Genomic DNA, 22346 nt, shown 5'->3' with positions numbered 1-22346 from the left:
GCATGTCTGACCCGGCCCTGCCGCGCCGTCCGACCCTCGATCTGCGGTCGCTCACGCCCGCGCGCGTCGCGCTGGGGCGCAGCGGTGCGAGCCTGCCGACGAAGGCGCTGCTCGATTTCACGCTGGACCATGCCCGCGCGCGCGATGCCGTGCATGCATCCTTCGATACGCCGCGCCTGATCGCCGATCTCGACGCGCTCGGTCTTGCGGTGACCGAGGTGCGGAGCCGGGCGGTTGATCGCAGCGACTATCTGCGGCGGCCGGATCTGGGACGACAGCTCGAGCAAGACTCGGCACAACGTCTGGCCCGAAGCGTCTCGGCGCCAAGCCAGCTCGCGGTCGTGATCGGAGACGGCCTGTCCGCGGCGGCGGTCCATAGCCATGCGGCGATCGTGGTGAGGCGCCTGCTGCCATTACTTGCGGAGGGGGATGCCGTCGCGATCGGCCACGTCGTCGTCGCATCGGGCGCGCGCGTCGCGCTCGGCGACGAGATCGGCGCCATTCTCGGTGCGCGCATGGTCGTGATGCTGATCGGCGAGCGGCCCGGCCTGTCGGCGCCCGACAGCCTCGGCGCCTATCTGACGTTCGCGCCGAGGCCCGGCCGCACCGATGCCGAGCGCAATTGCGTCTCCAACATCCACCACGCCGGGTTGAGCCATGACGAGGCGGCGTTCAAGATCGCCTGGCTGGTCCGCGAGGGGCTGGCCCGGGAGGTCACCGGCGTCGCGCTGAAGGACGAGAGCGCGGACCGTGCGCCGCGCCAGATTGGCACATTCTCGCCGGGATGACGGGCATTTCAGGTCCGGATCGCCACTTTCTGATCGATTCGGCCGGGCTTGCCCTGCTTGCGAAAAGACCTGTTGACCTGCTAAACCCCTGCCGGCGATTTTCCGCGCATTTTCAAGGGGCAAGCCTCCCATTGGTATGGCGTTTTCAAGCCGTTCGCGGGGCGCAATAAGCTGACAGGCGCAGCCGACTTAGGAACTGGACAAGGCATGCTCGAAAAGCACAGCGAGAGTGAGGTTCATGTCGACAAGGTCGAACAGGGACCTACGTCCTCCATCGCCTTCGGGCTGGAGCGTCTCGGGCTGATCGCCGTTCGGGCCCCGATCGTCTCCTGCATCGTCCTGCTCGCGCTCATCGTCGGCGCGGTGTTCGGCATCTACCGGATCAAGATCGACGATTCGCTGTCGCAGCTGTTCCGATCCGACAGCCGCGAATTCCGCCAGTACGAAGAGGTGACCAAGAAGTTCCCAGCGGAGGAGTTCGACGTTCTCGTCGTGGTCGAGGGCAAGACCCTGCTGGAGCGGAACAACCTGGAGAAGCTGCGCGACTTCGTCACCGACCTGCAGCTGGTCGAAGGCACGCGCGGGCTGGTCTCGCTGTTCTCGGCGCGCCAGGCGCCGGCCCCTGGCAGGCTGCCGGCGGCGCTGTTTCCGGCCGATCTGCCCGAGGGCGCGGCCTATGACAAGTTCATCGAGACCGTCAAGAACAATGAGATCATCCGAGGCAAGCTGCTGTCGGAGGACGGCACGCTGGCGCTGGTCGTGCTGTCGCTCGATCCGGAGGTGGTCGCTTCCAACAAGCTGACCAAGACGGTCGGCGACATCCGCGCGCTGATGAAGGAGGATCTCGGCGACACCGGGCTCAACGTACAGCTCTCGGGCGTGCCGGTGATGCAGCTCGAGATCCGCAACGCGGTTGAGCGTGACGGGCTGACCTACAACATCCTCGGCATCCTCGCCGGCTGCATCATCGCCATCATCTTCTTCCGCAAGATCTCGTTCATGATCGCGGCGGCATTTCCGCCGATGATCGCGATCCTGCTGGCGCTCGGCGCGCTCGGCTGGGCCAATTTCAACCTCAACATGTTCCTGAACGTGATGACGCCGCTCATCATGGTCATCAGCTTCTCGGACTCGATGCAGCTGACCTTCGCCGCGCGCGACCGCCTGATCGCGGGCCAGGACAAGTTCACCGCGTTCAAGAACGCGGTGCTGGTGGTGGGGCCGGCCTGCGTGCTGACGCACGGCACCGCCGGCATCTCCTTCATCGCGCTGCAATTCTCCGATTCCGACCTGATCCGCAAGTTCGGCGAGGCGGGCCTTGCCGCCACCATCATCGCGCTGGTCGCCGTGCTGTCCCTGGTGCCTGTCTTCGGCGTGCTGTTCGTGCGCAATGAGAAGGTCTTCGCGGTCAAGTTCCAGGGTGCGGACGCCGGCGTTCAGGCGCTGCGCAATTTCTGCTACTGGATCGCGGTGCGCATGGTCGGCCGGCCCGGCCTGTTCAGCCTGGTCGCGGTGCTGTTCGTCGGCGGCCTCGGCGTCATCTATGCCAATCTGGAGCCGCGCTACCGACTCGCCGACCAGGTGCCGGACAAGCGCCAGGCGGTCGCCGCCAGTGACCGGCTCGATGCCAAGCTGACCGGCGCCAATCCCGTCAACGTGCTGATCGTGTTCCCCAAGGGTGAATCGCTCTATTCGCCGCAGACGCTCCAGACCATCGCCGAGGTGCATGCGACGGTCGAGAAGTCCGCCGGGGTCGGCAACGTCTGGTCGCTGGAGACGCTGCGCCGCTGGCTGGCGGAGAAGGCCGGCAGTGCCGATGTCGCGACGCTGAAGGAATATGTCAGCGTCATCCCCGAGCACCTGGTGCGGCGCTTCATCGACGCCGAGCAGACCGCCGTCGTTGTGGCCGGCCGCGTGCCGGACAAGGATTCCAGCCAGCTCCTGCCGATCGTCGACAAGCTCGATGCCGAACTCGACGCCGTCCGCAAGAAGCATCCCGGCTACGAGGTCGCGGTGACGGGTCTCGCTGCAATTGCGGCGCGCAACTCGGCCAACATGATCGAGAAGCTGAACCACGGCCTCACGATCGAATTCGCGCTGGTCGCGATCTTCATCGGCCTCGCCTTCCGCTCCTGGGTGGTGACCCTCGCCTGCATCCTGCCGGGCATCTTCCCGGTGGTGATGTCGGGCACGGTCCTGTGGGCGATGGGCGAGGGGCTGCAATTCGCCAGCGTCGTCGCACTCACGGTCTCGTTCGGCCTTGGCCTCTCCGCCACCATCCACTTCCTCAACCGCCTGCGGCTGGAGAACAAGCCGGGTGTCGGCTCGGCGCTCGCGGTGGAGCGGGCGACCGTGCTGGTGGGACCTGCGCTGATCCTGACCACGGTGGTGCTGGCCTGCGGCCTCGTCGTCACCGTGTTCTCCGACCTGCCGTCGCTGCGGCTGTTCGGCTGGCTCAGCGCCTTCTCGATGGTGATGGCGCTGGTCGCCGACCTCTTCATCCTCCGGCCGACGGCGATGTGGCTGATCAACCTGCACGGCAAGCTGCAGGGCACGGACAAGCCGGCGATCTGAGCGGCGTCATCCAGCGGACACGGAATCGACGCAGTCTGGATGACTGCGCCGGAGTTCCGGTCGGGGACGAGCCATGCAGCACGACGGCTCCATCGTGGCGTTTCAGCAGAAGCGAGGTGGCGACTGCGCCGCGTTTTTCGTTCCGGTCCTGACCTCGGGGATGACCCTGCTCGACGCCGGCTGCGGGCCCGGCACTATTACCGCAGCGCTGGCGGGTCACGTCGGAAAGGCCGTCGGCATCGATATGGAACCTAAGGTCGTTACCGCAGCCAATCGCCTCGCGTCGGCGGCGGGCTTGACCAATCTGGTCTTTGTCGAAGCCGACATGACCGTGCTGCCGTTCGCTGACGGAACGTTCGATGCCGTGTTCTTTCACGCGGTGCTCTACCATCAAAGCCGGGAGATATTGGCGCGAACGCTGGCCGAAGCGCGACGGGTGCTGAAGCCGGGCGGCCTCCTCGCAACGCGCGATGCCGACGTCGGCGGCAATGTTCTTCACCCTGAAATCGACGGCGTGCGCCTCGCGCTCGATCTCTGGCAACGCTGGTACCGGCACGACGATCGGGAGGCGCTTCGCTTCGGCCGCCGCCAGGGCTCCATCCTCCGAGCCCACGGCTTCGCGCCCGTCTGGGCCGGTGCAAGCTACGTCAACCACAGTGCCGATGCGCAGAGCCGCAGCGAGGCGGTGGCCGATGCGCGGCGGAGCCTGCTCGGCCTCGGACCGCAACTCGTGAGCAGGGGGCTCGCGACAGACGATGAGATTCGGGCCGCGCTTGCCGGATGGGAGGCTTGGGAGCGCGATCCGGACGCGGTCTATTTCCGATGCCGGTGCGAATGCATCGCGCGCAAGAACTGATCCGGCGCGGTTCGGCTTACGCCTCGACGCGCACGATCCCGTACGGATTGAACTTGAAATCGCCCTCGGCGTAATCCTGCTCGCGCGACAACGTGAGCTTGCGCTCGCGCAGCGTCGCCTCGATGCCGTGCCCGGCCATGGCGTCGGCGATCTCGTCCATCAGCATCACCGCGTTCCGGTCGCTGCCGCGCGATCGCGCGACATAGATGTCCGGCAGTCCGACGAGGTGGAAGCCGACGCTTTCGTTGTAGATGTCGCCGGCGAGCGGACGCTTGGCGAAGGCGAGGCGGCAGGTCCGGGCCATGGCTGCCGTGACGGCAAGCCCCTGGCTCGGGTTCGCGGCGGCCCTGCACTCCCGGGCCAACTGCCGCCATCGCGCGAGGCCGTGGGCAACGCCCGCGCTTTCGCCCTTCACGGCGGTGGCGCCAGCATCGATCATCTCCTCGACGATGCGCAAGGCGGCGGCCGAATAGGCGACCGTCTTCTGCTGCTCCATCGGCGGACTCAGCACGTAGAGCACGGCCTTGTGGTTGAGCACGGCCACTTCGTCCGTCTCGGACCACGCCTTCGGGAAGACGCGGTCCCAGCATACGCCGAACGAGCGTTCCATCTTCGCATCGGGCTTTGCTTGCGAATAGGTTCGGTCGATCTCGAAGCCGAAATCGGCGATCGTCTTCGCCACCGCCTTCGGCGGATGCAGCAGGCTTTCATTCTTGCCGAGGAAGCAGAGCACGTGACGCGGCTTCACGGACGAAGGCTGCATGTTCGCTCCCTGCTGATCGCCGGCGAAGGCGCGGCTGGCCACGAAGAGCCCGGCGGCCTTCAGCAGATGTCTGCGGATCGGGTCCATCTCAGCAAATCCAGCCGGTCAGTTCGTGTCAGCAAAAACCCCCGGCTCGCGAGAACCGGGGGCATGTTCCTCATTGCGTGCGAAAGGCCTTCAGCTCTTCGTCATCGTAATGTTGACGCCGCGAATCTCGCCCTTGGACGAGATCTGCACGGTCTGCTTGGTGCCGTTGGTGCGCAGCGACAGATTGGCGGCAAAGCCGTTGGCCTCGACGAAGACGTCGATCTGGCCGCCGCCCGCGGTGCCCTGGAGATTGCCGAAGATGTTGCGGCTGGACTCGCTCCAATTGCCGGAAATGCGGTCGCCCTGGCTCGTCACATCGCTGGTGAGGTCGAACTTGTAGCTGTCGGAGGCGCAGTGCAGCGCCTGCTTCAGGTTGAGGCCACTGCCGGCCACCTTGTAATCCGCCTTGCAGCGGATGCGCTCGGTGGAGCCGTCGGACAACGACACCGTGCCGGTGCCGCTCCATGCGCCGTCGAAGCCGGCAAACGGTCCGGACGACTGAGCGTGGCTTGCCGCCACCGAAAAGAGCAGCGCCGCCCCGACGCCGGCCGCCGTGATTGCCAGTCCAGATCGCCCAAAGAATGTCATCGCAAATATCCCGTTTCGGAACGACGTTCACTCACGATTGAGAACGTCTCGCCACATCGAAAGTTTAGTGCTCCGAGCAAGTCGCAGGTTCAAAGCCCGACGGCCAGAGGCGGCGGTTCACGCGGGCCCGCTGGGCGCCCAAGGCCGCGATTTGCCCGCGTTTCGGCATGTTTCCGGCGTCCAGGGAGGCGCGAAGAGATGCAGCGCAGCAACAGGTCTGCATTAAAACGCAACGCGCCCGAATTATGACGTAGTATCAAGCTCTTAGTTCTGCCAATGAAGCCGCGGGGAAGACCCGATTCGGCGGGTGCGGCGCCAATTTGGCCGCATTTGCCAGTGCTTGTGCCTTCTCTGAGGCCGCTCCAAGCGGCGACTTGCCATCAGAACCAATCCGTCCGGCCATCCGCCCTGTGCAGTCCGGGATCGGTGCGATTCTGCCGTCAGAATGAAGGAATACAATGCGTAATCTTCTCGTCGCTCTCACCCTGCTGTCGGCCTCCCTTTCGACGACGGCGTTCGCCCAGCAAGGGCGTGGCACGGACGCCGAGCAGAAGGCCTGCACCCGCGATGTGCAGAAGTTCTGCCGCCCGGTCATCGACCAGGGCGATTTCACCATCCTGGCCTGCCTCAAGGAGAACCGGGCCAAGATCTCGCAGGCCTGCGACCAGGTGCTGAAGAACCACAATCAATAAACTCGGCCACTGGCCCAGAAAGGCGGCCCTCGGCCGCTTTTCCGAGCGCAATCCGCGAAAGGGCAGCCATCGACGGACAGGATTGGTTTTGCGGCCGTATTCCCCTATATGGGGGCCGCGGCGGCGTCGCCGGCGTGAGCCCGCCCGAGCGAAAAAGCCCTTCCTGTCCAAACGATTGTAAACCAGCCCTCGATGACCTCTGCGAGCGAATTGCGATCCGGCAAGGGTGACCGCGACGAGAATTTTCCCGTCGCGTCCTGGATCATTCATCCGCGTCATCGCGCCCTGATTCTGGCCTATTATAATTTCGTTCGCACCGCCGACGACATCGCCGACCACGCCACGCTACCCGCCGACCAGAAGCTCGCTTATCTCGATTTGCTCGAGGCGGAATTGCTCGGCAACGGCGACACCCAGCCTGAGGCCGTCAGCTTGCGCCGCGCGCTGGCCGAGCGCGGCATGGCGCCGCGTCATGCGCTCGACGTGCTGATCGCCTTCCGCATGGACGTGACCAAGCTGCGCTACGAGACCTGGGACGAGGTCATCCATTATTGCCGCTATTCGGCGATGCCGGTCGGCCGCTTCATGCTCGACGTTCACGGCGAGAGCACCTCGACCTGGGCCGCCTCGGACGCGCTCTGCGCAGGCTTGCAGATCAACAATCACCTGCAGGATTGCGGCAAGGATTTCCGCGAGCTCAACCGCGTCTATCTGCCGCGCGATGCGCTGGCAGCACACGGCGCCTCGGTCGAGCAGCTCGGTCTCGCCCAGTCGCCGCCGGCGATGCTGGCCTGCCTGCAGTCGCTCGCCGCACGCAACGAGGCGCTGCTCGAGGAGGGCAGGCCGCTCGCAGCCGAGATCCGGGATATCCGTCTCGGCGTCGACGTCTCCGTCATCCAGGCCTATGCCGACCGTATCGTCCGCCTGCTCAAGGTACGCGATCCCTTGCGCGAGCGCGTGCATCTGAACAAGTTCGAGCTGCTCGCCTTCAGCCTCGCCGGAATCATCGGCGAGGTCGGCCGTCGTGTGATCGGTCGCAAGGCCATTTCCAGACCGGGGACTGCCCATGACGCTTGAGGCGACCACGCCCGGCGCCAATTACGGCTCGACCGCATCCGGCAGCTCGTTCTATGCCGCGATGCGCATCCTGCCGCGTGACCAGCGCGAGGCGATGTTCCAGATCTACAGCTTCTGCCGCCAGGTCGACGACATCGCCGATTCCGACGGCCCGCGCGGCGAGCGGCTCGCCGCACTTCAGGAGTGGCGCAACGACATCGACGCGCTCTATCAGGGCCATCCGCCGCCGCGGCTGAAGGACTACGTCGCCTCGGTGAAGACCTTCGACCTCAAGCGCGAAGATTTCCTCGCCATCGTCGACGGCATGGAGATGGACGTACCGCAGGACATCCGTGCGCCCGACATGGCGACGCTGGATCTGTATTGCGACCGTGTCGCCAGCGCCGTGGGGCGGCTGTCGGTGCGGGTGTTCGGCATCCCCGAGGAAGACGGCATCCTGCTCGCGCACCATCTCGGCCGCGCGCTGCAGCTCACCAACATCCTGCGCGACATCGACGAGGACGCCGGCCTCGGCCGGCTCTATCTGCCGCGCGAGGCGCTGCTGCATGCCGGCATCACCTCCGATGATCCGAGCCGAGTGATCGCCGAGCGCGCGCTGCCGAAGGTCTGCATGCCGCTGGCGCAGCGCGCCAAGGTGCATTTCGAGAAGTCGGACGAGATCATGAACCGCAACAGGCGCCGCGCCGTGCGCGCGCCGCGGATCATGTCGAAATACTACCATTCCATTCTGGACCTCCTGATCGCGCGCGGCTTCACCGCGCCGCGCGAGCCGGTGCGTGTGCCCAAGATCACGCGCATCCTGATCCTGCTCCGTTACGCTTTCATCTGATGCAAAACACAGCTCACATCATCGGCGCTGGAATTTCCGGCCTCTCCGCCGCCGTGCGGCTCGCCAATGCCGGCTTCAAGGTCGCCGTGCACGAGGCGACGCACCAGGCCGGCGGCCGCTGCCGGTCCTATTTCGACGGCGCCACCAATCTCACCATCGACAACGGCAATCATCTGCTGCTGTCGGGCAATGGCCATGCGCGCGCCTATGCGCGCGCGATCGGCACCGAAGCGGGCCTGGTCGGCCCCGAGCGCGCGCAATTTCCGTTCGTCGATATCAAGACCGGGCAGCGCTGGCAGATCGATCTCGGCGACGGCCGGTGGCCGACCTGGGTGCTCGACGAAAGCCGCCGCGTGCCCGACACCGGCCTTTCCGATTATCTCAAGCTGGCGCCGCTGATCTGGGCGTCGGAGGAGACGCTGGTCGGCAAGGCGATTCCGACCGAGGGCATTCTCTATCAGCGCCTGGTGCAGCCGCTGCTGCTGGCCGCTCTCAACGTCGATCCGCCCGAGGGCTCGGCCGGGCTAGCCGGCGCGATCGTGCGCGAGACGCTGCTTGCGGGCGGGCAGGCCTGCCGTCCGCTGATTGCGCGCGACGGACTCAGCGCGGTTCTGATCGAGCCCGCCGTGACGTTTCTGCAGGAGCGTGGCCACACCGTTCAGCTCGGCCATGAGCTGCGCTCGTTCGTCAGCACGGACGGCAAGGTGACCGCGCTGAATTTCGGCGGCGAGGATGTGATTCAGCTCGCTGCGGGCGATGTCGTCGTGATGGCTGTGCCGCCGCGCGCGGCAGCCAGCCTGCTGCCGGGGCTGAAGACGCCGACCGAATTCCGCGCCATCGTCAATGCGCATTTCCGCATCACACCGCCGCCCGGCTCGGCGCCCATCCTCGGCGTGATCGGCGGCGTGGTGGAATGGCTGTTCGCGTTCCCGAACCGGCTCTCGGTGACCATCAGCAATGGCGACCGGCTGGTCGACATGCCGCGCGAGGAACTGGCGCAGACGATCTGGAACGAGGTCTGCGAGACGGGCGGTGTCTCCGGCGAGCTGCCCCCTTGGCAGATCGTGCGCGAGCGCCGCGCCACATTTGCGGCGACGCCGGCCCAGAATGCCCTGCGTCCGGGGCCGGTCACTGCGCTGAAAAACCTGTTCCTCGCCGGCGACTGGACTGCTACGGGATTGCCAGCAACCATCGAGGGATCGGTCCGGTCGGGTGACCGCGCCGCCGATCTGGTTCTGGCCGCCAAAGGATCCTGAGAGGCGGCCTGACGGGCAAATGTCCCGGTCAACTTTCATCGACTATCGGAGCAATCGAGCGACATGGATTCCGTGACCGCGACCAGCCGCGAAGCTTTGGAATCGAGCATTGCGTCGGCCACCCAGGGCCTCCTTGGCTTCCAGCAAGCCGACGGCCATTGGGTGTTCGAGCTCGAGGCCGACTGCACGATTCCGGCCGAATACGTTCTGCTGCGGCATTATCTCGCCGAGCCGGTCGATACCGTGCTCGAGGCCAAGATCGGCAATTACCTGCGCCGCATCCAGGGCGCCCATGGCGGCTGGCCGCTGGTGCATGACGGCGAGTTCGACATGAGCGCCAGCGTGAAGGCGTACTTCGCGCTGAAGATGATCGGCGACTCCGTCGACGCGCCGCACATGGTGCGGGCGCGCGAGGCGATCCACGCCCGCGGCGGTGCGATCAACAGCAACGTCTTCACCCGCTTCCTGCTCGCAACCTTCGGCGTCGTGACCTGGCGCGCGGTGCCGGTGCTGCCGATCGAGATCGTATTGCTGCCGTTCTGGTCGCCGTTCCACCTCAACAAGATCTCCTACTGGGCGCGCACTACCATGGTGCCGCTGATGGTGATCGCTGCGCTGAAGCCGCGCGCGAGGAATCCGAAGGGCGTCGGCATCGACGAATTGTTCCTGCAGGATCCGCGCTCGATCGGCATGACCGCGAAGGCGCCGCACCAGAGCATGGCCTGGTTTCTGTTGTTTCGTTCGCTCGACGCGATCCTGCGCGTGATCGAGCCGCTGTTTCCGAAGAGCCTGCGCAAGCGCGCGATCGACGCCGCGCTCGCTTTCACCGAGGAACGGCTCAACGGCGAGGACGGCATGGGCGCGATCTACCCGCCCATGGCCAACATCGTCATGATGTACGACGCGCTCGGCAAGGACGAGAACTTCCCGCCGCGTGCGATCACGCGCCGGGGCATCGACAAGTTGCTCGTCATCAAGGACGACGAGGCCTATTGCCAGCCCTGCGTCTCACCGGTGTGGGACACGACGCTGACCGCGCATGCGCTGCTGGAGGCCGGTGGCGACAAGGCGGTGCCGGCCGCCAAGCAGGGCCTCGACTGGCTGATCCCGAGGCAGGAGCTCGAAGTGAAGGGCGACTGGGCGGTGAAGCGGCCCGACGTGCGCCCGGGCGGCTGGGCCTTCCAGTACAACAATGCGCATTATCCCGATCTCGACGACACCGCCGTGGTGGTGATGTCGATGGACCGCATGCGGCGGGAGCACGGCGCGACCGGCTATGATTCCGCGATCGCCCGCGGCCGGGAGTGGATCGAGGGCATGCAGAGCGACGACGGCGGCTGGGCCGCCTTCGACGTCAACAACCTCGAATATTACCTGAACAACATCCCGTTTTCCGACCACGGCGCGCTGCTCGATCCACCGACCGAGGACGTCACGGCGCGCTGCATCTCGATGCTGGCCCAGCTCGGCGAGACCGCCAAGACCAGCAAGCAGGTGGCCGCCGGCGTCGCGTACTTGCGGAAGACCCAGCACCCCGAGGGGTCCTGGTACGGCCGTTGGGGCATGAACTTCATCTATGGAACCTGGTCGGTGCTGTGCGCCCTCAACATGGCCGGCGTCGACCACAAGGACCCCATGATCCGCAAGGCGGCGGCCTGGCTGACCTCGATCCAGAACGACGACGGCGGCTGGGGCGAGGACGCCGTCAGCTACCGGCTCGACTACAAGGGCTGGGAGGCCGCCCCCTCGACCGCCTCGCAAACGGCATGGGCCTTGCTTGCCCTGATGGCGGCAGGCGAGGTTGATCACCCGGCCGTCGCCCGCGGGGTGGAGTACCTGATTGCAACACAAGACAAAAAAGGACTGTGGGAGGAGCAGCGGTACACCGCCACAGGCTTCCCCCGCGTGTTCTATCTACGTTATCATGGTTACCCAAAGTTCTTTCCGCTGTGGGCGTTGGCGCGGTATCGGAACTTGCGGAACACCAACAGCAGGGTGGTAGGGGTCGGAATGTGACTTTGGGGACGGGGGACTATGTTACCGTGGGTCAGGCCATCGACCCGCGGCCGATACTGATCGTGACCGGATTGGTTCAGGAGGCCCGCATCGCGGCCGGGCCCGGAATGGCGGTCATCTGTTCATCCAGCAGCCCGACCCAGTTGCGGGCGCTTCTGACGGTGGTGGATCCTGAGACGATTCGCGGCGTGATCTCGTTCGGCGTGGCCGGCGGGCTCGATCCGAGCTTGCGCTCCGGCGACGTCGTGCTGGCGACCGAAGTGCTCTCCGGCGACACCCGCTGGGCCGCCGGGCTGTCGCTCGGCGACGACCTGATCGAGCGTCTGACCTCCGGCCGCCGCCGCGTCGTGCGCGGCAGCCTCGCCGGTGCCGAGGAAGTGGTCACCAAGCGCGCCTGCAAGGCGGCGCTGCACTCCGAGACGGGAGCTGCCGCCGTCGACATGGAAAGCCACATCGCCGCCGCCTACGCCGCCGAGGCCGGGCTGCCCTTCGCCGCCGTCCGCGTCATCAGCGATCCCGCCCACCGCGCGCTGCCCGCGCTCGCCCGCGCCGCGATCAAGCCGAACGGCCAGATCGACCTCGGAGCCGTGCTGCGCGGCATCGCGCGCAATCCGGCAACGCTGCATGCCCTCGTCTCGACCGGCATCGACTTCAACCGCGCGCTGCGGAGCCTGCGCGGTTGCCGGGATTATCTGATCGGCACGGAGCTGGTGGAGAGCGAGGCGCTGGTGTCGAAGGCGGCGTGAAGCGGGGTTTTCGAGTTGACGAAACAAAGGCTCGGTCGATTGACCGGGCCTTTTGTTTTGAGCGCGATCGGCGTCACGGGCGCGCCATCGATATCCCGATCGTGAAGTCAGAGCTGAATCCGTGCGCAATGGCTGTTCGAAGCGATGCCCAAGATTCGGCGGCGTTCTGCCTGGGGCGCAGGATGATGGCGTCATCGTGCTGCGTCACCTCGACCTCATCGGCCGAGACATGAAACGCATTCGGCAATTGCACGGACTGGACATTGCCGGACTTGAACACCTTGGCGATGTAGGGCCAGGGCTGCCTCCTGTAGATGCTCACCTAATTATACGGAAGGGTTTGCACTTGCCAGCGAGAAGCGTCGGGCAAAACACCGCAAACGCCGTCAATCCCCACTACAAAAATATTCCACTTTCCCGAATTTCGGATTTATGGCATACGTACGGCATCCCGGCCCTGCCAGAGGGGCGCTTCGCGATCGTCACGAGATGCGGGTCGGGGTGCGGTGGACGCGGTAGCGCCGGCGCGACAGGCGGTGACAGGGACGGGCGACCGTTGAGTCATGCGCGGCGCGCTACGACACGGCGCTGTGACCGCGCGCATCGGTTCAAGCGGCGAGGCGACGGGGGCAATAGTGCAACGCTCCCCGAGGAGAGCACGAAGGACACCGTTAAAACCATCCGCGCAGGGAAGGCCGGGCGACCGGCAACACCTGTAGTCCACCCCGTGTGCATTTCCTTGTGCACGGACTCGGGTGCCTCCGGCGCCCGGCCTTCCCTGCGCTCTCTGGTCTTTCGAGGGCGAAACGAACAGCAAAGCTCGGGCGAAAGAAGCCGCGAGAATGCGATGGTGTGTCTGCAAGGAAGAGCGCAGGACAAGAGCGCGCTGGTGCCGCACATGACGCGGAGGGGCCGCGTGCGTTCATGGCCGGTGAGACCAGCACAAAAGAAAAAGCCCGGTCGCGATCGCGGCCGGGCCTTCGTCGTGAAAATTGATTGCGTCCGCTTACGCCGCCGTCGAAGCCTTCTGCGCGGCCTTCGCCTGCGCGGCGGCGGCTTCGTCCTTGCGGATCTCGGACAGCTTCTTCTGGACCTGCTCGGAGAAGATGTACTGCGCCGGGCGCTGCTTGGAGAGGTCGATCTCCGGCGCCATCGGGCCGCTCGTCCGCACGCCGCGCAGCGCCACCCACATCGCCTTCAGCGGGTTGTTGAGCGCAGCCGTCGCGGCCGTGGGCTCGTAGCCGCAATGGGCCATGCAGTCGGCGCACTTCTCGTATTTGCCGGTGCCGTAGGAATCCCAGTCGGTGGTCTCCATCAGCTCCTTGAAGGTTTTCGCGTAGCCTTCACCGAGCAGGTAACAGGGCTTCTGCCAGCCGAAGATGTTGCGCGCGGGCATGCCCCACGGCGTGCACTCGTATTCCTGGTTGCCGGCGAGGAAGTCCAGGAACAGGCCGGAATGCATGAAATTCCACTTCTTGCCCTTGCCCATCGCAAAGACGTCGCGGAACAGCTTCTTGGTCTTGGTGCGGTTGAGGAAGTGCTCCTGGTCCGGCGCGCGCTCATAGGCGTAGCCCGGCGACATCGAGACGCCGACACCGAGCTCGGTGGTGAGGTCGAGGAATTTGGCGATCTCCTCGGCCGGGTGGCCGTCGAAGATGGTGGCGTTGACGTTGACGGTGAAGCCGCGCGCCTTGGCCGCCTTGATCGCCGACACGGCGCGGTCGAACACGCCCTTCTGCGAGACCGCCTTGTCGTGGTGGTCGCGCAGGCCGTCGAGATGCACCGAGAAGAACAAATAGGGCGAGGGCTCGAACAGATCGAGCTTCTTCTCCAGCAGCAGCGCGTTGGTGCAGAGCGAGACGAACTTCTTGCGCTCAACGAGGCCGCGCACGATCTCGCCGATCTCCTTGTGGATCAGCGGCTCGCCGCCGGGAATGGCGACCATCGGCGCGCCGCATTCGTCGGCCGCGTCCCAGCATTCCTGCGCCGTCATGCGGCGGTTGAGGATCGCATCGGGATAATCGATCTTGCCGCAGCCGACGCAGGCGAGGTTGCAGCGGAACAGCGGCTCCAGCATCAGCACGAGCGGATAGCGCTTGCGGCCAAGCAGTTTCTGCTTGAGCAAATAGCCGCCGATACGCATTTCCTTGAAGAACGGGATAGCCATTACAGGTTTCTTTCTGGGCTTTTCAATTCGGGTGGGTCAGCTCGCGGCCAGTTGGGCCGGAAGCCGGAATTCGATGTTTTCCTCGCGGCCCGGCAACACCGAGACCTTCACCGGTCCGATCCGCCGCATCGCTTCGATCACGTCATCCACGAGTACCTCGGGCGCCGAAGCGCCGGCCGTGACGCCGACGGTCCTTGCATCCTTCAACCACTCCGGATTGAGCTCGCTGCCGTCGGCAATCAAATAACTCGCGACGCCGGCCTCAGTGCCGATTTCGCGGAGCCGGTTCGAGTTCGAGCTGTTGGCAGCGCCCACCACCAAGATCACGTCGACCAGCTTGCTCAAGTCCCTTACCGCAGATTGGCGGTTCTGTGTCGCATAGCAGATATCCCGGATATCCGGACCTTGAATGTCTGTAAAGCGGGCCTGAAGGGCCGCGATGATGTCCTTGGTGTCGTCGACGGACAGGGTGGTCTGGGTGATGTAGGCCACTGGCGTATCCGCCGGCAGGGTGAGGGCCTTAACCTCTTCAACGCTCTGGACAAGCTGCACCGGCCCCGGGACCTGGCCCATCGTGCCCTCGACCTCGGGGTGGCCGGCGTGGCCGATCAGGATCAGGGTGCGGCCCTTGCCGATGTAGCGCTTCCCCTGATTGTGAACTTTCGTGACCAAAGGGCAGGTGGCATTGAGCACCGGAAGGTCGCGCGCGGCGGCTTCTTCCTCGACGCTGCGGGCGACGCCATGGGCGCTGAAGACCGTCACCGCCTTCGCCGGCACCTCGGAGAGTTCCTCGACGAAGATGGCGCCTTTGGCCTTCAGGCTCTCGACCACATATTTGTTGTGCACGATCTCATGGCGCACGTAGACGGGCGGGCCGTACTTCTCCAGCGCCCGCTCCACGATCTCGATTGCTCGCACCACCCCCGCGCAGAAGCCGCGCGGTTGCGCCAGATAAACTTCCATGGGACGCCCATCACGCAAGTTGCACCAATCCGCTCTCGTATGTCCCCAAGCGGCACTCCGTTACTAACCAATGAGTTGCAATATCCGCACCATTGGTTCGCGCCTGCGGTAGCCACCCACCCCTCGGGGCGCTCAGGCGCATGGAGGCACAATACTTTGTGTCAAAAAATCGGCGGTAAGGGAAGGTGGAACCACTGACGGAGGCGTCCGTGAGGTATTTTAGTAGGGACTGCGGTGCGCCCGCGTGCGCGACATGGCTGCATAGTCTTTCGTCACTTTCCCGCCTCAACTCGCCGGCTATACCGGCGCCCCGCAAGTTTTTGCCACGGTCTCCCGCCGTTTACCCTCGAACCTTCGGGCGGCGAGACCCACCCAAAACAGCGATAGGTTTCGCCCGGGAACTCCGATAAACAGCGGGCGTTTCCGGCAAGCTGTTAACCGCAGAAAGAAAAGAAGTGCTGCAAAGCGTCGTCGTTGCCATCGTCAGGGCCTGCACCCGGTTTGCCTCCCTCGTCGTCGTTGTCGGGCTCCTGCTGTCGGTGGGGGCGGGCTATTACGCTGCGCGCCACTTCGCCATCAACACCGACATCAACTCGCTGATTGCCCAGAATCTGGACTGGCGCCAGCGCGATCAGCAATTCGATCGCGCCTTCGACCGCGATGCGACGATCACGGCGGTGGTCGAGGCCAAGACCCCGGAAATGGCGAGCGCGGCGGCCGATGCGCTCTACGCCAAGCTGAAGGACGACAAGACTAACTTCCAGTCCATGCAGCAGCTCGGCAGCGGCGAGTTCTTCGAGAAAAACGGCCTGTTGTTCCTGCCGACCGAGGAGGTCGCCAAGGTCACCGGCCAGTTCGGATCCGCAGCGCCCCTGATCGAGATCATGGCCGGCGACCCCTCGATCCGCGGCCTCACCGGGGCGCTGGAGACGGGCCTTGCCGGCGTCAAGCGCGGCCAGGTCAAGCTCGACAATACCGAGCGGCCCTTCAACCTGATCGCGCAGACGGTCGAGACCGTGCTCAACAAGGGCAACGCCAGCTTCTCCTGGCGCGAGCTCGTCAGCGACGAGCCGCTGAAGGATTCGGACAAGCGCAACTTCATCGAGTTCAAGCCGATCCTCGACTACAACGCGCTGGAGCCGGGCAAGGGCGCGACCGATGCGATCCGCAAGGCTGCTGCGGATCTGGACTTCCCGACCAAATACCAGGCCCGCGTGCGGCTGACCGGCCCGGTCCCGATCGCCAACGAGGAATACGCCACCGTTCAGGAGGGCGCCGTCGTCAACGGCATCGGCACCGTCCTCGTCGTGCTGCTGATCCTGTGGCTGGCGCTGCATTCGGGGAAGATCATCTTCGCCGTGTTCGTCAATCTCTTCGTGGGCCTTGCGATCACGACCGCGGCCGGCCTGATGATGGTCGGCTCCCTCAATCTGCTGTCGATTGCGTTCGCCGTGCTGTTTGTCGGCCTCGGCGTCGATTTCGGCATCCAGTACAGCGTCCGCTATCGCTCCGAGCGTTACAAGCATAATGACCTCACCGGCGCGCTGGTGCTGGCAGCCAAGCGCTCGGCAGTGCCGCTGTCGCTGGCGGCAATGGCCACTGCGGCAGGCTTTCTCTGCTTCATGCCGACCGACTACAAGGGCATCTCGGAGCTCGGCCAGATCGCCGGTGTCGGCATGCTCGTGGCGTTCCTGTCCAGCATCACCGTGCTGCCGGCTCTGCTCAAGCTCTTGAACCCGCCCGGCGAGCCGGAGCCGGTCGGCTACGCGTTCCTCGCGCCGCTCGATCACTTCCTGGAAAAACATCGGGTGGTGATCGTCGGCGGCACGTTGCTGCTCGCGCTCGGCGGCCTGCCGCTGCTCTACTTCATGAAGTTCGACTTCAACCCGATGAACCTGCGCAATCCGCACGCCGAGTCGATCGCCACCTTCCTCGATTTGCGCAAGGATCCGAACACCGGAGCCAATGCCGTCAACGTGATGACGAAATCGGAAGAGCAGGCGAAGCAGGTCGAGGCGAAGCTGGAGAAGGTGCCCGAGGTGCTCAGGGTGATGTCGCTCGACAGCTTCGTGCCGCAGGACCAGCCGCCGAAGCTGAAGCTCATCGCGCAGGGCGCCAAGGTGCTGAATCCCGCGCTCAATCCTGATCAGATCGATGCGGCGCCGACGGACCAGGAGAATGTCGAATCGCTGAAATCTTCGGCCGACAATCTGCGCCGGACGGCGGGCGACGCGAAGGGCCCCGGCGCCGTCGCCTCGCGCCGTCTCGCCGGCGCGCTCGAAAAGCTCGCCAGTGCCGACGAGGCCACACGCAACAAGACGCAGGACGTGTTCGTCACGCCATTGAAGATCGTGTTCGACCAGCTCAGGAACGCGATGCAGGCAGGTCCCGTCACTCTGAGCTCGCTGCCGCCCGATCTCGTCAGCGCCTGGAAGAGCAAGGACGGCATCATCCGCGTCGAGGCGCTGCCCAAGGGCGATCCGAACGACAACGACACGCTGCGCAAATTCGCGGCGGCGGTGCTCGCGGCCGAGCCGACTGCGATCGGCGGACCGGTCTCGATTCTGAAATCCGGCGACACCGTGGTGAAGGCGTTCATCCACGCCGGCATCTATGCGCTGCTGGTGATCGGGCTCCTGCTGTGGATCACGCTTCGCCGCTTCGTCGACGTGCTGATGACGCTGGTGCCGCTGCTGGTTGCCGGCGCGGTGACGCTCGAGATCTGCGTGCTGATCGGCCTGCCGCTCAACTTCGCCAACATCGTCGCGCTTCCGCTGCTGCTCGGCGTCGGCGTCGCCTTCAAGATCTATTATGTCGTGGCCTGGCGCTCGGGCAGGACGAACCTGCTCCAGACCAGCCTGACGCGCGCGATCTTTTTCAGCGCGCTGACGACCGCGACCGCGTTCGGCAGCCTGTGGCTGTCGAGCCATCCCGGCACGTCCAGCATGGGCAAGCTGCTGGCACTCTCGTTGGTGACGACGCTCGCCGCCGTGCTGCTGTTCCAGCCGGCCCTAATGGGCAAACCCCGCAATCTCAGGGAGTAGACAGATGTCGCCGACGGGGTCGGCGGCGCCCTTCGGACCCGGCTTGGCTGCGCCGGCGGCCTTGGGAGCTGCGGGCGCAGGCGTGGTGCCGCCGCTCCCGGCTTGAGCTGCTTGGGTCCCCTGTGCCGCTTGACCTCCTTGGGGCTGCTTCGGCGCAGTGCCGCCGGATTTCGCCGCGCCCTTGGCCATGGCGTTGGCAGGACTCGATGGGATCGGCGGGCCGACCCGGGTCCAGGTTTCGCCGCCGCAGAGGAAGCCCATGACGCAGCCCTTGATTTCGAGCTGGTCGGGACCGGCCGGCGTGATGGTCGCGCTGTAGAGCTGGCCGTCCTTGGCGTTGTAGACCTGTCCTTCCCACTGGTCGACGCCGGGCTTCTTCTTCATGTCGATCAGGGTTGCCATGCCGAGCGTCGGCCTGTTCTTTTTCGAGGCGTCCGGATTGTTCTGGTCGCGTCCGCCGGGCTGCTTTTCCCAGGAAACCGCGCCCCACATGCTGCCATAGCATTGGGCGACGCGAATGTTGGCAACGCCGTCGGCGACGCGCCAGTCGCCGGTCGGATCCGCGGCGAGCGCGGGCGTCAGGCCGGCGCAACCGCCAGCCAGTATTAGTCCGGTGTAAAGGGCCAAACGCATGTGTGTTCCTTGGCAGTGCAACATGGTCTAAAGCTGTGCTTGCGAAGATGGTCCGAAAAAGGGCAAAAGGCCGCACAGACCGTTTTCAGTAACGGTCCGTTTTCAGTTGACGAGACGGCCCTCAAGCGAAGTATGTAGCGGATGCACAGCCCAAATCCAGACATGTCTCAGCTATTCGCGGACCGTCAGGCCCAGCGCAGCACCCTGCATAACCGGTATCTGAACGAGCAGTTCGTCCGGGTTCTCAAGACCATCGGCTACGATGTCGGCTTTCAGAAGGGGCAGGGGCAGTACCTCTACGACCGCGAGGGTGCGCGATATCTCGACCTGTTGTCCGGCTTCGGTGTGTTTGCGATCGGGCGCAACCATCCCGTTATGCGCGAGGCGCTCAAGAGCGTGCTCGATGCCGACCTGCCCAACCTCGTCCAATTCGACGTCTCGACGCTCGCCGGTGTGCTGGCCGAGCGCCTCCTGAAATACGTTCCCTATCTCGACAAGGCGTTCTTCGCCAATTCCGGCGCGGAATGCGTCGAGGCCGCGATCAAGTTCGCGCGCGGCGCGACGGGACGTCCCGGCATCGTCTATTGCGCCCACGGCTATCACGGGCTGACCTACGGCGCGCTGTCGCTGACCGGCGATTCGAATTTCCGTACCGGCTTCGAGCCGCTGCTGCCGGGCTGCACCGCGATCCCGTTCAACGACGTGGCCGCGCTGGAAAAGGCGCTGGCCTCGCGCGAGGTCGCCGCCTTCGTCGTCGAGCCGATCCAGGGCAAGGGCGTCAACATGCCCACCGACGAGTTCCTGCCCGGTGCGGCCGCACTCTGCAAGAAATACGGCACGCTGTTCGTCGCCGACGAGATCCAGACCGGCATGGGCCGCACTGGCCGCTTCCTCGCGGTCGAGCACTGGAATGTCGAGCCCGACATGGTGCTGCTGTCGAAGTCGCTGTCGGGCGGCCACGTGCCGGTCGGCGCCGTGCTGACGCGCAAGAGCATCTTCGACAAGATCTTCAACCAGATGGACCGCGCGGTGGTGCACGGCTCCACCTTCTCCAAGAACGACCTCGCGATGGCCGCGGGCATTGCCACGCTCGACGTCATGGAATCGGAGAAGCTGATCGATGCAGCCGCCAAGCGCGGCGCCGAGCTGCGCCTCGCGCTGACGCGCATGGTGCCGGGCTACGAGCTGCTCAAGGAAGTCCGCGGCAAGGGGCTGATGATCGGGATCGAGTTCGGCCCGCCGAAATCGCTGCGCCTGCGGGCCTCCTGGAACGTGCTGGAGACCGCCAACAAGGGCCTGTTCTGCCAGCTCATCACCGTGCCGCTGTTCAAGGATCACAAGATCCTGACGCAAGTCGCCGGCCACGGCAGCCACACCATCAAGCTGTTGCCGCCGCTCACCATCACCGAGGAAGACTGCAGCTGGATCGAGAAGGCGTTCGACGACGTCATCGCCGGCAGCCACAAGGTCCCCGGCGCGATCTGGTCGCTCGGCAAGACGCTGGTGGACAACGCGGTGCGGCGGTCGGCATAGGGCGAGGCCGTAGGCCGGGTAACAAATCCTGGATTCTAGAATGGGTGACGTCGGCCCCGTCCGCGCGACGTTTCATCCGGGGTGGCCAGACTGCCGCGCGGGCGGCGTGATGGCGTAGCGCAGGACGCGTCCTGCGCGTCAGTCAGCAAACACGGTATTGAACATCGCTGCGGCATCGCCGTCCTTTGCGATAGCGAGGATTGCGCGGCGCTGCGTGCCGTAGAAGAGCGGAATATCGATCCAGTCCCTGCTTCTGATCAGGCGCCGGTTCGCCGATGCGTTCTGCACGACGCCGGACATGCCGATCAGAAAGTGTGTGTCGTCAATCTTTACGGATATTGCGTCGATCGGAACGCCTTTGGCCTGCTCACTTGTTTTCAGCATCAGGCCCATCACTTGCTCGATGCTGCCGCCCGCGAAGTCGACAGGAGGTTTGAAATCGACCTGAACTGTGTGGCTGGCGGAGAGTGATGAATCGAAGTTTCGACGAAAAGAGACCGTCATCCGCGCGCCTCGGGAAGGGATCACGATGTCGCCCCATATCGTGATGTCGTCGGGTGGCGCCGAAGGATCGGCCGTCCGCTCCGTCCGCCAGGTCACTTGGCCCTCAGCCTTATCGCCCTGTCCTACGCCTTCTTCGTATAGAACAGCTCGCCGCGCGACGTTCTGTGTCGCTCTTGCGCGAGCGCTGTAGCAGCCCAGGCAAGAGCTGCAGCAACAACGAGAATTTGCTTCATGACATTGCACTAGCAATGTGCATCGGCTGATGCAACCGGGAGCTGTGGTTTGCTCCTGCTGCGGGTCTGCTCAGCAGCCTTGCACGCTGCAGCGCGCGTCCGAGAACCTATTTTGCGAAATCCCGCACAGCCTGCACGACAACCCTCGGCCTTTCCTGCGCGACGCAGTGCCCGGAGTTCTCGAAGACCAGCGCACCGGCGCGCGGAATCAGCGACACAGCGCGTTTCGCCATCTCCCAGTAGATCGGGCCCGACTTCGCGGCTGTCGTGACGCGCACCGGGCAGTCGATTTCGCTGAGCATTCCAAACGGATTGCCGCGGGCATCGCCAGTGTAAACCTGCTCCATCGCCTCGTAGATGGGACGCAAGATCGCGGCTTCGATTTCGGGCGTGCAGCAGAGGCGGATACGGCCGTCATCCAGTGGCACGAAGCCGTGACGCACATACGCCCCTAGTGAGGTTTCGGTCCATTCCGCAAACGCCGGTGCTGCGCGGTAACGTTCCAATACTGCGTTGCGACTGTCGAAGTCGGCTCGCCGGCGCAGCGTGCCCTGCACGCGCGCGAGAGATTCTTCACTCAATCCGCCGGAGCGAGCCGCGCGCGGGTCCATGACGGTCGGCTCCATCACGAACAGGCGTGAGAAGCGACTGGGCAGAAGTCTCGCAGCAAGAAGGAGATCGGTCGCACCCGCGCTGTGGCCGATCCCGTAGATGTCGCGGAGATCGAGCGCATCGATTACCCGGCAGACGTCGGCGGCGTAATCGAGGAAGTGATAGGCGCCGGGCTTGTGGCTTGCGCCATGACCGCGGCGGTCGAGAGCATAGACGGTGTAGGTCGATGCAAGCTCGCGCGCGACCTCGTCCCAGACGGCGGCGACGAAGCCCGTGCCGTGGACGAGCAGGGCTGGTGGCCTGCCGCTGTCGCCCCATTGCAGCATGGCGATCTCTGCGCCGGCGGGGCCGATTGAGAAACGGTGCGGATTGATCATGAGCGATG

19 protein-coding genes are annotated in these 22346 nt (G+C 65.0%); 11 read left to right on the top strand and 8 right to left on the bottom strand.

The window, feature by feature from the left end; genetic code table 11:
- Positions 1-2: 2 nt before the first annotated feature.
- From eutC to AC24YW_RS05475, 3 genes are all read left to right on the top strand, one after another.
- Positions 3-788 (top strand): ethanolamine ammonia-lyase subunit EutC, encoded by a 786-nt coding sequence (gene eutC / locus AC24YW_RS05485; RefSeq protein WP_487481746.1) that lies wholly within the window; start codon positions 3-5, stop codon positions 786-788.
- A 207-nt stretch (positions 789-995) separates the two neighbouring features.
- Positions 996-3362: an efflux RND transporter permease subunit gene (locus tag AC24YW_RS05480; protein WP_487481745.1), complete on the top strand. Its 2367-nt coding sequence runs from the start codon at positions 996-998 to the stop codon at positions 3360-3362.
- Positions 3363-3435: 73 nt separating this feature from the next.
- On the top strand, positions 3436-4218 hold the full coding sequence (locus AC24YW_RS05475; protein WP_487481744.1) for a class I SAM-dependent methyltransferase: 783 nt from the start codon (positions 3436-3438) through the stop codon (positions 4216-4218).
- A 16-nt stretch (positions 4219-4234) separates the two neighbouring features.
- Here the strand turns inward: AC24YW_RS05475 and AC24YW_RS05470 are convergent, their stop codons facing one another.
- Complete coding sequence (locus tag AC24YW_RS05470) at positions 4235-5068, bottom strand: hypothetical protein (RefSeq protein ID WP_487481743.1); 834 nt, start codon at positions 5066-5068, stop codon at positions 4235-4237.
- A gap of 90 nt (positions 5069-5158) precedes the next feature.
- Positions 5159-5656: a hypothetical protein gene (locus AC24YW_RS05465; protein WP_487481742.1), complete on the bottom strand. Its 498-nt coding sequence runs from the start codon at positions 5654-5656 to the stop codon at positions 5159-5161.
- 458 nt (positions 5657-6114) lie between these two features.
- On the opposite strand from AC24YW_RS05465, the gene AC24YW_RS05460 reads away from it, so the two are divergent.
- The 6 genes from AC24YW_RS05460 (at position 6115) to AC24YW_RS05435 (ending at position 12272) form a co-directional block, all read left to right on the top strand.
- Entirely contained in the window at positions 6115-6348 is a 234-nt protein-coding gene (locus AC24YW_RS05460) for a hypothetical protein (protein WP_225145159.1), read from the top strand.
- 192 nt (positions 6349-6540) lie between these two features.
- Positions 6541-7425 (top strand): squalene synthase HpnC, encoded by an 885-nt coding sequence (gene hpnC, locus AC24YW_RS05455; protein ID WP_487481741.1) that lies wholly within the window; start codon positions 6541-6543, stop codon positions 7423-7425.
- Positions 7415-8254: a presqualene diphosphate synthase HpnD gene (gene hpnD, locus AC24YW_RS05450; protein ID WP_487481740.1), complete on the top strand. Its 840-nt coding sequence runs from the start codon at positions 7415-7417 to the stop codon at positions 8252-8254. The genes hpnC and hpnD overlap by 11 nt, the downstream gene beginning before the upstream one ends.
- A complete protein-coding gene (gene hpnE, locus AC24YW_RS05445) occupies positions 8254-9510 on the top strand; it encodes a hydroxysqualene dehydroxylase HpnE (protein WP_487481739.1) in 1257 nt (418 codons plus the stop codon). Before hpnD ends, hpnE begins: the two co-directional genes overlap by 1 nt.
- Positions 9511-9573: 63 nt before the next feature.
- Positions 9574-11526, top strand: a complete 1953-nt coding sequence (gene shc / locus AC24YW_RS05440) for a squalene--hopene cyclase (protein ID WP_487481738.1) — start codon at positions 9574-9576, stop codon at positions 11524-11526.
- On the top strand, positions 11523-12272 hold the full coding sequence (locus AC24YW_RS05435) for a phosphorylase (RefSeq protein WP_487481737.1): 750 nt from the start codon (positions 11523-11525) through the stop codon (positions 12270-12272). The genes shc and AC24YW_RS05435 overlap by 4 nt, the downstream gene beginning before the upstream one ends.
- Before the next feature lie 73 nt (positions 12273-12345).
- Here AC24YW_RS05435 and AC24YW_RS05430 read toward each other — a convergent pair whose 3' ends face one another.
- From AC24YW_RS05430 to ispH, 3 genes are all read right to left on the bottom strand, one after another.
- Positions 12346-12594, bottom strand: a complete 249-nt coding sequence (locus tag AC24YW_RS05430) for an antitoxin (RefSeq protein ID WP_487481736.1) — start codon at positions 12592-12594, stop codon at positions 12346-12348.
- A 684-nt stretch (positions 12595-13278) separates the two neighbouring features.
- Positions 13279-14439 carry an adenosyl-hopene transferase HpnH gene (gene hpnH / locus AC24YW_RS05425; RefSeq protein ID WP_128262668.1) on the bottom strand — a complete coding sequence of 387 codons (1161 nt, stop codon included), beginning with the start codon at positions 14437-14439 and terminating at the stop codon, positions 13279-13281.
- Between the two features lie 36 nt (positions 14440-14475).
- Entirely contained in the window at positions 14476-15402 is a 927-nt protein-coding gene (gene ispH / locus AC24YW_RS05420) for a 4-hydroxy-3-methylbut-2-enyl diphosphate reductase (protein WP_487481735.1), read from the bottom strand.
- A gap of 455 nt (positions 15403-15857) precedes the next feature.
- Between ispH and hpnN the strand changes: the two genes are divergently transcribed.
- On the top strand, positions 15858-18446 hold the full coding sequence (gene hpnN, locus AC24YW_RS05415) for a hopanoid transporter HpnN (RefSeq protein ID WP_487481734.1): 2589 nt from the start codon (positions 15858-15860) through the stop codon (positions 18444-18446).
- Here the strand turns inward: hpnN and AC24YW_RS05410 are convergent.
- A complete protein-coding gene (locus tag AC24YW_RS05410) occupies positions 18414-19079 on the bottom strand; it encodes a DUF2147 domain-containing protein (protein ID WP_487481733.1) in 666 nt (221 codons plus the stop codon). The two genes, hpnN and AC24YW_RS05410, sit on opposite strands and share 33 nt — an antisense overlap.
- A 141-nt stretch (positions 19080-19220) precedes the next feature.
- Between AC24YW_RS05410 and hpnO the strand changes: the two genes are divergently transcribed.
- Entirely contained in the window at positions 19221-20612 is a 1392-nt protein-coding gene (hpnO, locus tag AC24YW_RS05405) for an aminobacteriohopanetriol synthase HpnO (protein ID WP_487481732.1), read from the top strand.
- A gap of 138 nt (positions 20613-20750) precedes the next feature.
- Here the strand turns inward: hpnO and AC24YW_RS05400 are convergent, their stop codons facing one another.
- A complete protein-coding gene (locus AC24YW_RS05400; RefSeq protein ID WP_487481731.1) occupies positions 20751-21212 on the bottom strand; it encodes a hypothetical protein in 462 nt (153 codons plus the stop codon).
- Between the two features lie 244 nt (positions 21213-21456).
- On the bottom strand, positions 21457-22338 hold the full coding sequence (locus AC24YW_RS05395) for an alpha/beta fold hydrolase (protein WP_487481730.1): 882 nt from the start codon (positions 22336-22338) through the stop codon (positions 21457-21459).
- Between the last annotated feature and the right edge of the window lie 8 nt (positions 22339-22346).

The sequence above is a fragment of the Bradyrhizobium sp. USDA3516 genome, assembly GCF_057651995.1.
The sequence above is the reverse complement of the archived record's forward strand: the minus strand, read 5'-3'. Positions and strand labels throughout refer to the sequence as shown.